We start from the raw sequence: 15527 nt of genomic DNA, 5'->3' as shown, positions 1-15527 counted from the left end.
AAGGACACTGGAAGGTGTCCTTTTTTACATTTCAGCGCGTCTAAGAACCGTTTCAAGCCCCGAGTTCCGCCGATGCAACGTGCTTCGGCTGCGCCTCGGCGTCGTCCTGACCGCTCGCCGGCGTGCTCGGCTTCGGCGCGGTGATCGCCGGTGCGTTGTCGAGCGTCACGTGCACGCGCTTGTTCGCGTCGCCGGAATTCGACGCCAGCACCTGCTTCGGCGCGGGTTGCGCGGGCGCTTGCGGCGAGTTGATCGGCACATTGCGGCCACGCGCGACGTCGCGCAGGCGCGAGCGCTCGGCCAGCACTTTCGCGCCGTAGCCGCCGTCGTCCTGAGTCGACGAGCCGACATAGAACCGCAAGCCGCCAGCCACCGAACCGCCCCGCGCGATGCAATCTTTCAGCACCAGCGCGCCGACCTTGATATTCGCGAGCGGATCGAGCGCGGCGTGCGACCCGCCGAAATACTCGAATTTGTCGGAATGAACCTTCGACATGACCTGCATCAGGCCCTGCGCGCCCACGCCGCTTTCCGCATACGGATTGAAACCGGATTCGATCGCCATGACCGACAGCAGCAGCAGCGGGTCGAGACCCACTTCGCGGCCCGTGTCGAAGGCGGCGCGAACGAGTTCGCTGACCGGTTCCTGCGCCACGCGATAACGCCGCGCGATAAAGCTCGCCACCAGATTCTGCTCGCGGTTCGAGACCAGCACGCGATCGTCGCGGGCATCGGCGACCACCCGCTGCGACGGAATCGCGTTCGCGAGTGTCGCGACCGTAGGCAGCATTCGCGGATCGAGCCCATTCGGCGACACCGCCAGGCTGATGCCGCCGGTCAGTTCGCGCGTGCTGTCGTCGTCGGACGTGGCCGAGCCGAGCGACGGCGCCGCGGGCGACACCAGCGCGACCGACGTGGCGACGCTTGCCGCGTCCTCGTCGGGCGGCGGCTTGTGGCCGACCGCGAACGGCGGAAGCGGCTGACCCTGGAGCAAGCGTGCCGGGCCGGCCTGAACTGCGGCGGAGACCATGGGCATCACTTTTGCTGCAAAAGTACCGCGCCAGCTGGGCAGCAGCCAGAGGGCGAGCGCGGTGACAACGGCCGCGCAGCCGACCAGGCTGAATAGATAGTGACTCATGCGGGTCCCGCGACGCAGGGCCGCGCGCATGTTCTGCGCGATCCTTGCGTCGGGACGCCACGACAACCAAGCGTTCATTGATGCTCCCATATTGCATTGATTCCACCGATGAAAGCCGCGAGTTCCAGCTGACAAAGGCGTATATCAGATGCCGCCTGCTTCTTGGCAAGCCATAGGCGACATCGGGAAAACGGCGTGTACCGTCTGGGAAGCCGGACCGGAACATTCGGTTTCCGGTCAAGCGCGCAGCACGAAAAGCATGCCGGGGCGCGCAAAAGGCTTCCACGCGAAAAACCGGCGGAGAAGAGCGCCGGCTAGGACAACCAAAGCCACGAGTCGCCGACAGGAACGGCGCAGGCGACGCATTGCGTCTGACAAAAACCTGAGGCAACGGGTAAAAAGTTTCAAATCCTGCTGTTAATGTCGAGCGATTCTAGCAGGGTTAAATGATCCGTCAATGCTATAGACGTTGATTTCGATTACTTTTGGTTATAATGAACACTGTTCAGTTGATTAAATCGGCGCTTCGGGACGACTTTCTATCGGAATTTGCTGAATGTCCGCAAACGCACGGACTACGATGCAGGTAAAATCGACAATCGCTTTCTGCGCGCAGCTTGCAATACCCCGCGTTTGTGCGCTCCATCCGTTTCCTCGATGAAATATAAAGACCTGCGCGATTTCACCGCGCGCCTCGAAGCGCTCGGCGAACTGCGCCGAATCAGGCAGCCTGTCTCCCCCGTACTGGAAATGACCGAACTCTCCGACCGCGTATTGCGTTCGGGCGGTCCCGCGCTGCTGTTCGAGCAGCCGGAAGGCCATTCCATTCCCGTTCTCACCAATTTGTTCGGCACGCCGCGGCGCGTCGCGCTCGGCATGGGGATCGAAACGACGTCGGCCAGCGGTAAATCCGTCGACGCCAGTCTGCTCTCCGACACCGCCGCGCTCGAATCGTTGCGCGATGTCGGGCGGCTACTGTCGGCGCTCAAGGAACCGGAGCCGCCAAAAGGCCTGAAGGACGCGGGCAAGCTGTTGTCGCTCGCGAAGGCCGTGTGGGACATGGCGCCGAAAACGGTCAGCGCGCCGCCGTGCCAGGAGATCGTGTGGGAAGGCGGCGATGTCGATCTGAACCGCCTGCCGATCCAAACCTGCTGGCCCGGCGACGCGGGGCCGCTCCTCACCTGGGGCCTCACGGTCACGCGCGGGCCGAACAAGACACGGCAAAATCTCGGGATCTATCGGCAGCAACTGATCGGGCGCAACAAGCTGATCATGCGATGGCTCGCGCATCGCGGCGGCGCGCTCGATTTCCGCGAGTTCGCGCTCGCGAATCCCGGCAAGCCGTATCCGGTGGCGGTGGTGATCGGCGCCGATCCCGCCACTATTCTCGGCGCGGTCACGCCGGTCCCCGATTCGCTCTCCGAATATCAGTTTGCGGGCCTGTTGCGCGGCGGGCGGACGGAACTGGCGAAGTGCCTGACGCCGGGCGTCGATACGCTGCAGGTGCCCGCGCGCGCGGAAATCGTCCTCGAAGGCTTTATCTATCCGCAGGACGGCGCGCCCGCCGATGCACCCGACGGCGCGCCGCCGCGTCCGTCGAAAGGGGCGTCGGCGAACTACGAGCACGCGCTCGAAGGCCCTTACGGCGATCACACCGGCTATTACAACGAACAGGAGTGGTTCCCGGTCTTCACCGTCGAGAAGATCACGATGCGGCGCGACGCCCTCTTCCACTCCACCTACACCGGCAAGCCGCCCGACGAGCCCGCCGTGCTCGGCGTCGCGCTGAACGAGGTGTTCGTGCCGCTGTTGCAAAAGCAGTTCACCGAGATCACCGACTTCTATCTGCCGCCCGAAGGCTGCAGTTACCGGATGGCGATCGTGCAGATCAAGAAGAGCTATCCGGGCCACGCGAAGCGCGTGATGTTCGGCGTGTGGAGCTTTTTGCGCCAGTTCATGTATACGAAGTTCATCGTCGTCGTGGACGAGGACGTGAATATCCGCGACTGGAAGGAAGTGATCTGGGCGATCACGACGCGTATCGATCCGTCGCGCGACACCGTGCTCGTCGATAACACGCCGATCGATTATCTCGATTTTGCGTCGCCGGTGGCCGGGCTCGGCTCGAAGATGGGGCTGGACGCCACGAATAAATGGCCGGGCGAGACGGATCGCGAATGGGGCCGGCCTATCGTCATGGACGAGGCGGTCAAGCGCCGTGTCGATACGCTCTGGGACGAGATCGGGCTGGGAGGCGCGCGATGATCGCCGCCAAGGTTTATCGCGGCGGCGAGATTGAGAACACGCACGCGGCGCATGTCGCGGTGGTCGATGAAAACGGCGCGCTCGTCGCATCGTTCGGCGACCCGCACCGCATGACGCTTGCCCGCTCGGCCGCCAAGCCCGCGCAGGCGCTGGCCGTGGTCGAAACCGGCGCGCTCGAGCGCTTCGGTTTCGACGAAGCCGATCTCGCGCTGATGTGTGCGTCGCACAGCAGCGAGCCGCGCCATATCGAGCGCACGCGCGCGATGCTCGCGAAGGTGCACGCGACCGAGGCGGATTTGCGCTGCGGCGGCCACGCACCGTTGTCGGACGCGGTCTACAAGGACTGGATCCGGCGCGACTTCACGCCGACGCCCGCGTGCAGCAATTGCTCGGGCAAACACGCGGGCATGCTGGCGGGCGCGCAGGCCATCGGCGCGGCCATCGCCGATTACCACCTGCCCGAGAATCCGCTGCAGGCGCGCGTGAAGCACACGGTGGCCGAAGTCTGCGATCTGCCGGACGACGGCGTTCACTGGGCGATCGACGGTTGCAACTTGCCCACGCCCGCGTTTCCGCTCGACCGGCTGGCGCGTTTGTTCGTGAAACTGGCAACGGCCGACGGCAGCCAGCCGGACGCCAGCCCGCGCAGCGCCGCCCTCGCCCGCATCTATCGCGCGATGACGGCGCATCCGGAACTCGTCGCGGGCGACGGCCGCTTTTGCACGATTCTCATGCGCGCATTCGACGGCGAACTCGTCGCCAAGGTGGGCGCGGACGCGAGCTACGCGATCGGCGTGCGGCGGCCGGAAGGCGCGCTCGGCATCGCGGTGAAAGTCGAGGACGGCAATGTCGCGGTGCTCTACGCGATCGTCGCGACGCTGCTCGACCAATTGCAGATCGGCACAGAAGCCCAGCGCGACGCGCTCGCGACCTTCCGCCATCCGCCGATGCGCAACACGATGGGCATTGAAACCGGGCGTATCGACGTGTCGCTGCAACTCCGAAGTCACTAATAAAAATCAAGGAATACGCGTCAAATGCACTCGTGGCCGCTGTTGTCGGATGGATTTTTCCTGTCGTTGTCGCTTTGTCTCGATATTGGTATCGCGAACGTCGCGATTATTTCGCTCGCGCTGTCGCACGGTTTCAAACCGGGTCTCGTGCTCGGCCTCGGCACCTGTTTCGGCGATCTCGTCTATGCGGTGCTCGCGCTGGCGGGCATGTCGGCGCTGTTGCAATTCGCGCCGGTGCGCTGGGTCGTGTGGATCGGCGGCTCGATCGTGCTGCTTTTCCTGACGTACAAGATGGCCCGCGAAGCGCTGAATCCCGCGTCCGCGCCGCCCGTGGAAGGCGAAGCCGATCATTCCGCGCGCCGTCCGCGTCATCACAAGAGTTTCCTGCGCGGGTTTTTGCTCGCGGTGTCGTCGCCGAGCGCGATTCTCTGGTTCGCGGCGGTCGGCGGCGCGCTGATCGCAAAAGCCGGCGCGACGAGTCCGATCAGCGCATCGGTGTTCCTGACCGGCTTCTTTCTCGGCGGCCTCGGCTGGACGCTCTTCATCTGCACGCTCGCGAGCCACGGCCGCAAGCGCGCGGGCACGACGCTTCTGCGCGCGTGCCATGTGATGTCGGCGCTGCTGTTCGCGTACTTCGCGTACAGCGTGATCGTGAACGGCTACCGCGATCTGATCGTCGGCGCCGCAGTCTGATTTCCGCGCGGCGGCGTCAGGCGATAAATTCGGCGAAGCGCGCGAGATCGACGTTCCCGCCGCTCACGATCACGCCCACCCGCTTGCCCGCGACCGGCACGACACCGTGCAGCACGGCGGCGGCGGCGAGACACCCGGTCGGCTCGACGACCATCTTCATGCGCTCGGCGAAGAAACGCATCGTATCGACGAGTTGCGCGTCGCTCACCGTCACGATTTGATCGACGTGGCGCTGGATCACCGGAAAGTTGTATTCGCCGACATGCGTGGACGCCGCGCCGTCCGCGATCGTGCGCGGCACCTCGATATGCACGATCTCGCCACGCGCGAGCGACTGCTGCGCGTCGTTGCCCGCTTCCGGCTCCACGCCGATCACCTTGCACGACGGACTCAACGCGGCCGCCGCCAGCGCGCAACCGGCAATCAGCCCGCCGCCGCCGAGACACACGAACAGGTAATCGAGCGGCCCGGTTTCCTCGATCAACTCCTTCGCCGCCGTCCCCTGCCCCGCGATCACATGCGGATGGTCATAGGGCGGAATCAGCGTCATGCCGCGTTCCTCGGCCAGTTTTGCGCCGAGCGTCTCGCGATTTTCGGTATAGCGGTTGTAGGTAATCACTTCGCCGCCGTAGCCGCGCGTCGCCGCGATTTTCGCGGCGGGCGCGTCCTCCGGCATGATGATCGTCGCGCGGATGCCGGCAAGTTGCGCCGACAACGCGATGGCCTGCGCGTGGTTCCCCGACGAATACGTGAGCACGCCGGCCTGGCGCTGGCGATCGTCGAAATGCGAGATCGCGTTGTACGCGCCGCGAAACTTGAACGCGCCCATGCGCTGGAAATTTTCGCACTTGAAGAAAAGCGACGCCGCGGCGCGCGCGTCGGCGGTGCGGGAAGTCAGGACGGGCGTGCGATGCGCGGCGCCTGCAATGCGTTCGGCGGCGTCGGCGACGTCTGAATAGGTGGGAGCGGGAAGCGGCATGTCGGCGTCGGGCAGCGTGGAAGATGCCCACATTGTCCTGTGCGCGAGCGCGCTTGAACAGATACAGACGGCTAGCGCTTGAATGTGTACAGCGCGGCACGCGTTCAAACGAAAAAGCGGTGCAACCTGACGTTGCACCGCTTTTTAGACAAGTCAAATTCGCGGACTAGCGATGCCAGCCGCCGCCGTGTCCATAACCGCCACCATAGCCGCCATAACCGCCGCCGCCGTGCCCGTAATAACCGTGCCCATAGCCACCACCGTAGTAACCGCGGTTCCAGTACGGACGGCCGTAATACCCGCCGACCACCACAGGCGGGGGCGCATAGACCACCGGCGGCGGCGCGTAATAGACGGGCGGCGGAGGCGGCGAGTAATAGACGGGCGGCGGAGCGGCGTACACCGGATAAGCGGGCACCCCAATGCCCACGCCGATCGACACATGCGCTTCTGCGTTGGCCGCGAAACCTGCGGCCAGCGCGACACCGGCTAATAAGGGAATGGTCTTCTTCACGTTATTTTCTCCTCGCCGCTCGGCCTGCAGGTGCGGCTGAAAATGTGCGGCGGCATGATTTGAATTTAGCGAAAAAAACGCAGCGCCGCCGAGCCCATTTGTTGCAAATTGCAATTTGCTGCACGGGTTTGCAAGCATCTTTGAAACGATCGTGCCAACCGGATTACAGGAATTTGTCTGAAGAAGGCTGGGGAGACGCTACCAGCGCCCTTCGAGCCGCCGCGCGAGCGTGAGCGGCGATTCCCGAACCCTTACGCGCCGACACACCGGTAAACTTTATTTGCAAATGAGTTTCAGGCGTGTCAACCGGCCCGCAACTCGACTATCGCGGCCCAAAAGCAAAACCCCGCGAAACGTCGCCGTTCGCGGGGTTTTTCGAAGCTTTTTGGGGCATCGCGGGATCATCCGCGACCTGTCAGCGCCCCGGCGCGCCGGAACGGATCATCCGACCTTGACGTAAGCAAACTCACGCGAGACGTTCGGCGGCACGTAAGCGCCACCGATCACCACGCGCGGCGTCAGCCGTTTCTTCTGATCCCACCAGCGCCTGCGTTGCGCCTGACTCAGGAACCGCAGATGTTTTCGATATGAAAAAATACTCATGGCGACCTCCGTACATAGCGAATGACAACCACAAAGGAAACAAAGCGATCCAATTGCACTTCGAAACCGGATTTCCCTGTTCTGATCGTTTTTGGAACACCTACACCGGCTAACCCGAGGCGCGACGGATCGTCGCGCGGATGCGCCGTCTGGCGGAACGCCAATTAGCGTCCCACGCCGCGCATCCGGCTAATTGTCTGACTTGGAGCAGAAAACATGCCAAATTCCCCGACGCTGACAGCTGCCACGCCGCCGACGCCGACGAAGCCACGCCTGGCTTTCGTCGGCGCCGGACGGCTGGCTCGCTGCGTTGCGAGCGTCTGGTCGCGGGCGGGCTTTCCGGTCACCGCCATCGCCAGCCGTTCGCCGGCCTCCGCCCGCGAACTCGCGGAGAAACTGCCGAACTGCGTCGCCGTCGGCACGGCGGATGAAGCTGCCGCGCGCGCCGACATCCTCTTTTTGACAGTTCCCGACGACAACATCGGTGCGGCGGCGAACGCTCTGCATCTCGATGCGTCAGGGGCGGGCGCGCGCGCCGTGGTTCACTGCAGCGGCGCAACACCCGTCGATATCCTCGCGCCGGTCCGCGCTCAGGGCGGCGCGACGGGCGGCTTTCATCCGTTATTTCTATTCGGCGGTATCGACCGCGATCAAACCCTTATCCAGGGCTGCTCCGTCACGATCGAAGCCGATGGCGCGCTGCGTGAAACGCTCGTCGAACTGGCGCGCGCGCTCGGTTGCCACCCTCTCTCGATCCCGCCCGGCGGCCGCATGCTTTATCACGCGGCTGCTCACTATGCTGCCAGTTTTGCGCTATCGGCGCTTTCTGAAACCGTCGCACTTTGGCAACACTTAGGGTTTTCCGAGGACGATGCGCTGCGCGCCGTCCTCCCGATGCTCGCCGGCACGATCGAGACAGCGCGCGCCAAAGGCTTGCCCGGCGCGCTCGCCGGACCGGTTTCGCGCGGCGACACGAGCGTGGTCCAAAAGCAGCTCGCGCTGTTGCAGGACATGGGCGGCGACCACGCCGCGCTCTACGCGCTGATGACTCGCCGCGCCGTCGCGCTCGCGCGCCGCCGCAGCGTGCCGCCTCCGGCCGAAGCGCTCGCGGCGATGGATCGCGCCGTCGATACGACGCTCGGCCACGCGGCGTCCGCCACCACCGCGCGAGGGGACCAAAATGCCGGTGCCGTGTGACGCGCGGATGAACGTCGAGGGATCGGCGCTGCCGTTTCGTGCGCGACGGAAATGGCCGGACGGCGAGACTTTACGGAGCGATAACCAGCGCACCCAAGCCGCATTAAAGCCGTGCTAAGGTACGTCCGGCGTGCCTCGACAGACAATTGGCGGGGTGCCGGGGAGTGCCGCTAAACACCGGGCACGCATAACAAGAGTCGCGGGACGGCACGGATCGAGTCTCGCGCGCCGCACAGCGTGGCGGCCTGGCATGACATTTCAGCTACGAGAACGATTAATGATCAAGGTCAGCTTCCACTATCCGTTTGTCGCAAACGGACGTTTCGACATCGATTACTACTGCACGCGCCACATGCCGCGCGCCGCCGAACTGCTCGGCGCGGCGCTGAAGGGGTGGTCGGTGGAGACGGGGCTCGGCGCCTCGCCGCTCTACGTCGCGAGCGGCAATTTGCTGTTCGAGTCCATCGAGGCGTTCACGCAAGCGATCGGCCCGGCCGCGCCCGAACTCGAAGCGGATCTGGCGAATTACTCGGACGGCCCGCCCGCCAAAATGCAGATCAGCGAAGTACGCGCCGAGGCCTGAGGCCTAGGCCTAGGCCTTAGGCGTAGGCTTAAGCACAGCGCTTTCTCAGGCAATCTCACGTTTTTCACGACCCGAGCGCAGCCTTACTGCGCCACGTTTTCGAAAGGACCTCAGATGTTCGGCGATATCGCCCGTTTTCTGCTCAATACCATTTTCACGCTGTTTGGCGCGGCGCTTTTGCTGCGCGCCTGGATGCAGGTCGTGCGCCTGCCGCCCTACAACCCGGTGTCCAACGCCGTGATGCAGGCAACCAACTGGATCGTCCTGCCGCTGCGCAAGATTTTGCCGTCGAAGAGCAAGATCGACTGGGCGAGTATCGTCGCCGCGTTGATCGCCTCGCTGGTGTTCGTGGTGTTGAACGTGCTGCTGCTCGGCATCGACCCGACGCCGATGATGCCGATGCTGCTGCTCGTCGCGCTGCTGACGGTCATCAAGTGGGCGCTGAACCTGATCATCTGGGTGACGATCCTGATGGCGCTGCTTTCGTGGCTCAACCCGCAATCGCCCGCGATGCCGATTCTCTATCAGATCACCGCGCCTTTTCTGGAGCCGCTGCGACGCGTGCTGCCGCGCCTCGGCGGGATCGATCTGTCGCCGATCGTGTTGTTCGTGATCGTGCAGGTGTTGCTGATGGTGCTCTCGCGGCTCGCGCTTTCGGTGCCGATGTTTGGGTTCTGAGTCGGCTGCTGAGTCGTTAAGGAGCGCACGCCGATTTGTCAAAGCGGACTAAAACCCGTTAAAATCGATGGTTCTGGCGGGCGTCGTATAATGGCCATTACCGTAGCTTCCCAAGCTACAGACGTGGGTTCGATTCCCATCGCCCGCTCCAGACCGAACATGACGAAGCACAATAAAAGCCGCCTCAGACGCGGCTTTTATGCTTTTCAGCGATACCGGGATCTTCCACGCAGCATGTCGATTCCACCCCGCTTAGCGCCTACGAGAAGCATCCAGCAATGACCCACGATTCCCACGACGCCGAGCCGCTCGGCACCGGCGACCACGATCAGCCCGAAGCGCAAGCCGCCGCCGACACGGCACACCATCGGCGTATCCGCAGCTTCGTCACGCGCGCCGGCCGCGTGTCCACCGGCCAGCGCCGTGCGATGGACGCGTTCGGCCCGCGCTTCGTCGTGCCCTACGCCGACGCGCTGCTCGACTGGTCCGCGACGTTCGGCCGCGATGCGCCGCGTATCCTGGAAATCGGTTTCGGCATGGGCGCGACGACGGCGGAAATCGCGGCGGGCCGCGCGGGCGATGACTTTCTCGGCGTCGAGGTCCACGAGCCGGGCGTCGGCGCGCTGCTGAAGCTGATCGGCGAGCAAAGCCTCACGAATATCCGCATCGTCCAGCATGACGCCGTGGAAGTGCTCGAACATATGCTCGGCACCGACAGTCTCGATGGCGTGCACATCTACTTCCCCGATCCGTGGCACAAGGCGCGTCATCACAAGCGCCGCCTGATCCAGCCGAAGTTCGTCGCGCTGCTCGTGTCGCGGCTCAAGCCCGGCGGCTACCTGCACCTCGCGACCGACTGGCAGAACTACGCGGAGCAGATGCTGGAAGTGCTCTCGGCGGAACCGGCGCTCACAAATACCGTCGATCCCGCCGTCGGCTATTCGCCCGCGCCCGATTACCGGCCGGTCACGAAATTCGAGCGTCGCGGCTTGCGGCTCGGACACGGCGTCTGGGATCTGGTGTTTCGGAAGCGCTAAAGCGTCGCTCGAAACTCCGAGTAGAAAGCAAAACGCCACGGCAAGCCGTGGCGTTTTTTCGTCTGCAAGGCGCGCGCTTACTCGGCCCAGCTCAATCCGCCGCTATAACCGACGATCAAAATAAGCAGCCCGAACCCGATCCGATACCACGCGAACGCCGTGAAATCGTGCGTCGCGACGTAGCGCAGCAGCCAGCGCACGCAGATGAACGCGCTCACGAACGCGGCGACGAGGCCGATCGCGAACAGCCCGATATCGTCGACGGAAAGCGTGCGCCAATGTTTCGCCAGTTCGTAAAGCGTCGCGCCGAAGATGATCGGAATGGCGAGGAAAAACGAGAATTCAGTGGCGACGCGGCGTTCCAGCCCGAACAGCATCCCGCCGATAATCGTCGCGCCCGAGCGCGACGTGCCCGGAATCAGCGCGAAGCATTGCGCAAGTCCGACTTTCAGCGCATCGCCGTAGGACAAGTCGTCGACCGACACGACCCGCGGCGCGACGCCGCGATCGCGCTGACGCGCTTCCGCCCAAAGAATCACGATCCCGCCGAGAATCAGCGCGACCGACACCGGAACGGGCGCGAACAGTACGGATTTGATCGCTTTTTCGAACATCAAGCCGAGCACGATGGCCGGAATCGTCGCGATGATGACATTGACAGTGAAACGGCGCGCGTCCGGCCGGGTCGGCAATCCGGTGACAACGGTGGCGATCTTGCGTCGATATTCCCAGCAAATGGCGAGAATTGCGCCGAACTGAATAACGACGTCGAAAACCTTGGCTTGCGCGTCGTTAAAATTGAGCAAACTGCCCACCACGATCAAATGTCCCGTGCTGGACACCGGTAGAAACTCAGTCAAGCCTTCCACGACGCCGAGAATGAGCGCCTTGCACAATAGGATCCAGTCCATCCGTCAGCCCTTTTTCGCTGTTATCTGCTGTTCGCCGGAGGCATTCGCGGGCCATTCCCGATTTACTTTTCGAGAATCTGCACACGTATACCGTTTGTAAGGATGGTGATTGTACCGGGTTCGTAATTCACGCCGGCAAATTGCAATTGTTCGGGCTTGAACGTGTAGATCGGGTAACGGTCGAGCAACTGCGTCGCGAGCGCTGCGCCGGCCGCGCCAATTTGCTGGTTGTACTGAGCAGCGTCGCCCGTGACGCGCGAATCGTCGACGGTCGGCGCGAGCAGGATCACCGAGCGGCTCGCCGCGTCGTAACCGAGCTGGCTCGACAGCGTGAACGCGCCGTTCACCGGATTCGGCATGAACGGCGTCGACAGCCGCGCGTCCAGCTTCACCGTCACGCGATTGCGATCCGGCGACAATCCCACCACCGGATTGCTCAGGACGACGTCGAAAATCTGCGAGGCCGAGCGCTGCAGCGGGAACTTGCGCGCGACCGCGTCCTGGACCTGCTGCTGGGTGAACGTGTAGTGATCGGGGATAAACGGAAACGTCGATACGGCGCGCGCGGCGGGCGTCGCAACCGCAAAAGTGCTCGCGAGACACGCGAGCAGGAACCGGCGCCGATGCGGCGCGGCGGTTTGAGTCATGCGAAATCCTCCCTTCAGGGTGTTGATGGCGAGCGCGCCGGCTGCGGTTCCGGCCGTGTCGCGGCTTCAAGATGCGTGAGCCACGCGAGTGCATCGACGCGCGTGTCGCCGCACATCTCCCGCGACGGCTGCAGGCCCGAACAGCACGCGGGCCGGCGCGGATCGCCGAAGATCATACAGCGCAGGTCGGCGCCCAACTGCACGCAGCGCACGCCCGCGGGCTTGCCATTGGGCATCCCGGGAATCGGGCTCGAAATGGACGGCGCGATGCAGCAGGCGCCGCACGCTTCGCGGCAGGCGTGATCGGGAAATGTGGCGGTAGCGGACATGAGCGATGAGACCGTGCGGACAGAACCGCATTTTGCCATCGAAGGGCTTATGGGCCGCTTTTGAGCCGCTCATATGCTGCTTATATGCCGCTTATATGCCGCTTATGGATCGTTGGTTCACCTAGTTCCGTGCGGCGATATCACGCAAGGCCGCCGAGCGACGGTTCGCTACACTCGTCTCACCTGTTTCCAATCCGTCCCTCAAGCCACGGCATCGCGATGACTCCCGCCGACACGCTCTTCCGCCCCGACCTGCTCGCGAAATACAGCGCGAACGGGCCGCGCTACACGTCGTATCCCACCGCCGTCCAGTTCACCGAGCAATTCGATCCCGCCGACTACCGCCGCGCCGCCAGCGCTCAGGCCTCCGCGGCGAACCCGCTGTCGCTCTACTTCCACATTCCGTTCTGCGACACGGTGTGCTTCTACTGCGGCTGCAACACGATCGCGACAAAAAATCGCGCGCGCGCCCGGCCGTATCTCGATCGGCTGAAGCGGGAACTTGCATTGCAGGCGGCGCTCTTCGATACCTCGCGCCCCGTCACGCAGCTGCACTGGGGCGGCGGCACGCCCACGTTCCTCGCCGACGACGAAATGGCCGAACTGATGGACGCGACCGCCGCGCACTTCAAGCTCGTACCGGACGACGAAGCCGAATATTCGATCGAGGTGGATCCGCGTGAGGCGTCGGAGCGCACTATTCGCGGATTGCGGCGGATCGGCTTTAACCGGCTGAGCCTCGGCGTGCAGGATTTCGATCCGCGCGTGCAGGAAGCGATCAACCGCGTGCAGCCGCGCGAAATGACCGAGACGGTGATCGCGGCGGCGCGCGCGGAAGGCTTCAAATCGGTGAGCGTCGATTTGATTTACGGGCTGCCGCATCAAAGCGTGGAGAGTTTCAGCCGCACGCTCGACACCATGCTCGAACTCGCGCCCGACCGGCTTTCGGTGTTCGGCTACGCGCACATGCCGTCCCTTTTCAAGATGCAGCGCCAGATGGACGAAGCCGCGCTGCCCTCGCCCGCCGTGCGTCTCGCGATCCTGCAGCGGGTTATCGAGAGACTGACGGGGGCTGGCTACGTGTATGTCGGCATGGATCACTTCGCGCGGCCCACCGACGAACTCGCGCTCGCGCTGAAAGCCGGCACGTTGCATCGGAATTTTCAGGGCTACAGCACGCAGGCGGATTGCGATCTGATCGGCTTAGGCGCTTCGTCGATCGGCAAGGTCGGCGATGTTTATGCACAGAACGCAAAGGACTTGCCCGGCTACGCGGCGGCGATCGACCGGGGGGAACTCGCGATCACCCGCGGCGTGCGCCTGAGCCCGGCCGACCTTCTACGCCGCGACGTCATCGCGCGGCTCATGTGCCAGCTCGAAGTCCGCTTCGATGCGATGGAAGCGACGCACGGCATCGACTTCGCGCACACGTTCGAGGCCGAGATCGCGCGCTTGCGGCCGCTTGAGGACGACGGGCTGGTCGCCGTCGAGCACGACCGGATCCGCGTGCTGCCCGCCGGCCGGATGCTCGCGCGCAATGTCGCGATGATCTTCGACAGCTATCTCTCCCGCACTACGCCCGACGCCAAGCGCTTCTCGCGCACCATCTGAGCGGCGGCGTTCCGCTTGCGGGGAACGCCTGCTCAGGCTACCTTCTCTGACTTTGCCGCTCCGGCATTGGCCGTTCGGCATCTGCCGCCCGCCACGCCGGGCGGCGTGCCCGACACAAGCTCAGACCAAGCGTAGACAGGTAATGCAGAACTCCACCAGACGGAAGGCCGTCATCGCGGTCCTGATCGTGATTGCCGTGATCGCGGTGCTCGCGCTCGGCATCGCCCATGCGCTCAGGAAACGCTCGGCCACGCTGGCCGAACCGGCGACGGCGATGCCCGCCGAATCGGCGATCGAATTCACGCCCGACGACCTGGCCGCCGTCACGCGCCGCACGCTCTCGGAAACGCTGCCGCTGACCGGCTCGCTGCGCGCGCTCACGCAGGCGACGATCAAGGCGAAAGTCGCCGGGTCGGCGTTGAGCGTGCTGGCCCGCGAAGGCGATTCGGTACGCGCCGGCCAGGTGCTCGCGAAAATCGATGCGCGCGACTTCACCGCCCGCGCCGAGCAATCTCGCGGCCAGATGGCGGCGATGGCCGGCCAACTGGATATCGCGCGGCAAACGCTCGAAAACAATCGCGTGCTGGTCGAAAAGGGCTTCATCTCGAAGAACGCCTTCGATACCGCGCAAAACCAGTACGCCATCGCCGCCGCGAATCTTTCGGCGGCGCGCGCGGGGCTGGCGTCGTCGAATTTGTCGCTCGCGGATACCGTCGTCACCTCGCCGCTCGACGGCCAGATCGCGTCGCGCAGCGTCGAGCCGGGCGAAAAGCTCTCCGTCGATACCACGCTCTTCACCGTCGTCGATCTGCGCACGCTCGAACTCGAAGCGCCGGTGCCGGTCGGCGAGATCGGCCGCGTGCGGATCGGCCAGCCGGTCGTGATCCGTTTCGACGGCATCGATCGGCCCATTACCGGCACGGTCACGCGGATCAACCCCGCCGCGCAAGCCGGTTCGCGCTCGATCCGCCTATACGTGCAAGTGTCGAATCCGGATTCGACCTTGCGCGTGGGCATGTTCGGCACGGGCAGCGTGACGGTCGGCGAGAAGGCGGATGCGCTCGTCGTGCCGGACACGGCGGTGCGCAGCGACGGCGCGCGGCGCAGCGTCTACGCGCTCGATCACGGGCGGCTCACGGAAGTGCCGGTGCAGACCGGCGTGACCGGCTCGGCCGATGGACACAACTGGATCGAACTCGTGAACGCGCCGCTCGCGCTCGGCCAGCAGATCGTGAAAAATAATCTCGGCTCGCTGCGGATCGGCAGCACGGTGCGCATGGTCGGCGCCGCGAGTCAGCCCGCCGCCTCGAACTGACCGGAGCCGCCATC

At 64.3% G+C, this 15527-nt stretch carries 16 protein-coding genes and 1 tRNA gene; 10 read left to right on the top strand and 7 right to left on the bottom strand.

Annotation, left to right across the window (positions count from 1 at the left end; genetic code table 11):
• Nucleotides 1-52: 52 nt before the first annotated feature.
• The gene (locus AC3D25_RS05520; RefSeq protein WP_488887446.1) at nucleotides 53-1216 is read right to left on the bottom strand and encodes a transglycosylase SLT domain-containing protein; all 1164 of its coding nucleotides are present in this window, start codon (nucleotides 1214-1216) and stop codon (nucleotides 53-55) included.
• Nucleotides 1217-1795: 579 nt separating this feature from the next.
• Between AC3D25_RS05520 and AC3D25_RS05515 the strand changes: the two genes are divergently transcribed.
• Genes AC3D25_RS05515 through AC3D25_RS05505 form a run of 3 tightly spaced genes read left to right on the top strand, consistent with a single transcriptional unit; the run spans nucleotide 1796 to nucleotide 5109 of the window.
• Nucleotides 1796-3403: a UbiD family decarboxylase gene (locus AC3D25_RS05515; protein WP_488887445.1), complete on the top strand. Its 1608-nt coding sequence runs from the start codon at nucleotides 1796-1798 to the stop codon at nucleotides 3401-3403.
• On the top strand, nucleotides 3400-4416 hold the full coding sequence (locus AC3D25_RS05510) for an asparaginase (protein ID WP_488887444.1): 1017 nt from the start codon (nucleotides 3400-3402) through the stop codon (nucleotides 4414-4416). The genes AC3D25_RS05515 and AC3D25_RS05510 overlap by 4 nt, the downstream gene beginning before the upstream one ends.
• Before the next feature lie 24 nt (nucleotides 4417-4440).
• The gene (locus tag AC3D25_RS05505) at nucleotides 4441-5109 is read left to right on the top strand and encodes a LysE family translocator (protein WP_488887443.1); all 669 of its coding nucleotides are present in this window, start codon (nucleotides 4441-4443) and stop codon (nucleotides 5107-5109) included.
• A gap of 16 nt (nucleotides 5110-5125) precedes the next feature.
• Here the strand turns inward: AC3D25_RS05505 and AC3D25_RS05500 are convergent, their stop codons facing one another.
• The 3 genes from AC3D25_RS05500 to AC3D25_RS05490 all read right to left on the bottom strand — a co-directional run bounded on the left by AC3D25_RS05500 (nucleotide 5126) and on the right by AC3D25_RS05490 (nucleotide 7205).
• Nucleotides 5126-6088 carry a threo-3-hydroxy-L-aspartate ammonia-lyase gene (locus tag AC3D25_RS05500; protein WP_488889609.1) on the bottom strand — a complete coding sequence of 321 codons (963 nt, stop codon included), beginning with the start codon at nucleotides 6086-6088 and terminating at the stop codon, nucleotides 5126-5128.
• A gap of 166 nt (nucleotides 6089-6254) precedes the next feature.
• Nucleotides 6255-6602, bottom strand: coding sequence for a hypothetical protein (locus AC3D25_RS05495; protein WP_488887442.1), 348 nt, complete (start codon nucleotides 6600-6602; stop codon nucleotides 6255-6257).
• 441 nt (nucleotides 6603-7043) lie between these two features.
• Nucleotides 7044-7205, bottom strand: coding sequence for a hypothetical protein (locus AC3D25_RS05490; protein ID WP_370885170.1), 162 nt, complete (start codon nucleotides 7203-7205; stop codon nucleotides 7044-7046).
• Nucleotides 7206-7421: 216 nt separating this feature from the next.
• Between AC3D25_RS05490 and AC3D25_RS05485 the strand changes: the two genes are divergently transcribed.
• The 5 genes from AC3D25_RS05485 (at nucleotide 7422) to trmB (ending at nucleotide 10700) form a co-directional block, all read left to right on the top strand.
• Complete coding sequence (locus AC3D25_RS05485; protein ID WP_488887441.1) at nucleotides 7422-8402, top strand: Rossmann-like and DUF2520 domain-containing protein; 981 nt, start codon at nucleotides 7422-7424, stop codon at nucleotides 8400-8402.
• A gap of 277 nt (nucleotides 8403-8679) precedes the next feature.
• Nucleotides 8680-8985, top strand: a complete 306-nt coding sequence (locus AC3D25_RS05480) for an EthD family reductase (protein ID WP_488887440.1) — start codon at nucleotides 8680-8682, stop codon at nucleotides 8983-8985.
• Between the two features lie 114 nt (nucleotides 8986-9099).
• Nucleotides 9100-9663: a YggT family protein gene (locus tag AC3D25_RS05475; protein ID WP_488887439.1), complete on the top strand. Its 564-nt coding sequence runs from the start codon at nucleotides 9100-9102 to the stop codon at nucleotides 9661-9663.
• Nucleotides 9664-9739: 76 nt separating this feature from the next.
• Nucleotides 9740-9814, top strand: a tRNA-Gly gene (locus AC3D25_RS05470).
• Between the two features lie 127 nt (nucleotides 9815-9941).
• Complete coding sequence (trmB, locus tag AC3D25_RS05465) at nucleotides 9942-10700, top strand: tRNA (guanosine(46)-N7)-methyltransferase TrmB (RefSeq protein ID WP_488887438.1); 759 nt, start codon at nucleotides 9942-9944, stop codon at nucleotides 10698-10700.
• A gap of 77 nt (nucleotides 10701-10777) precedes the next feature.
• On the opposite strand, the gene AC3D25_RS05460 is transcribed toward trmB, so the two are convergent.
• The 3 genes from AC3D25_RS05460 to AC3D25_RS05450 form a co-directional block, all read right to left on the bottom strand.
• A complete protein-coding gene (locus AC3D25_RS05460; RefSeq protein WP_488887437.1) occupies nucleotides 10778-11611 on the bottom strand; it encodes an undecaprenyl-diphosphate phosphatase in 834 nt (277 codons plus the stop codon).
• A 62-nt stretch (nucleotides 11612-11673) separates the two neighbouring features.
• Entirely contained in the window at nucleotides 11674-12258 is a 585-nt protein-coding gene (locus AC3D25_RS05455; protein ID WP_488887436.1) for a DUF1439 domain-containing protein, read from the bottom strand.
• Nucleotides 12259-12272: 14 nt separating this feature from the next.
• The gene (locus AC3D25_RS05450; RefSeq protein ID WP_488887435.1) at nucleotides 12273-12587 is read right to left on the bottom strand and encodes a YkgJ family cysteine cluster protein; all 315 of its coding nucleotides are present in this window, start codon (nucleotides 12585-12587) and stop codon (nucleotides 12273-12275) included.
• Nucleotides 12588-12806: 219 nt separating this feature from the next.
• Between AC3D25_RS05450 and hemN the strand changes: the two genes are divergently transcribed.
• On the top strand, nucleotides 12807-14198 hold the full coding sequence (hemN, locus tag AC3D25_RS05445; RefSeq protein ID WP_488887434.1) for an oxygen-independent coproporphyrinogen III oxidase: 1392 nt from the start codon (nucleotides 12807-12809) through the stop codon (nucleotides 14196-14198).
• A gap of 142 nt (nucleotides 14199-14340) precedes the next feature.
• Nucleotides 14341-15513: an efflux RND transporter periplasmic adaptor subunit gene (locus AC3D25_RS05440; protein ID WP_488887433.1), complete on the top strand. Its 1173-nt coding sequence runs from the start codon at nucleotides 14341-14343 to the stop codon at nucleotides 15511-15513.
• Nucleotides 15514-15527: the final 14 nt, after the last annotated feature.

This window comes from Caballeronia sp. SL1002, assembly GCF_057814995.1.
The sequence above is the reverse complement of the archived record's forward strand: the minus strand, read 5'-3'. Positions and strand labels throughout refer to the sequence as shown.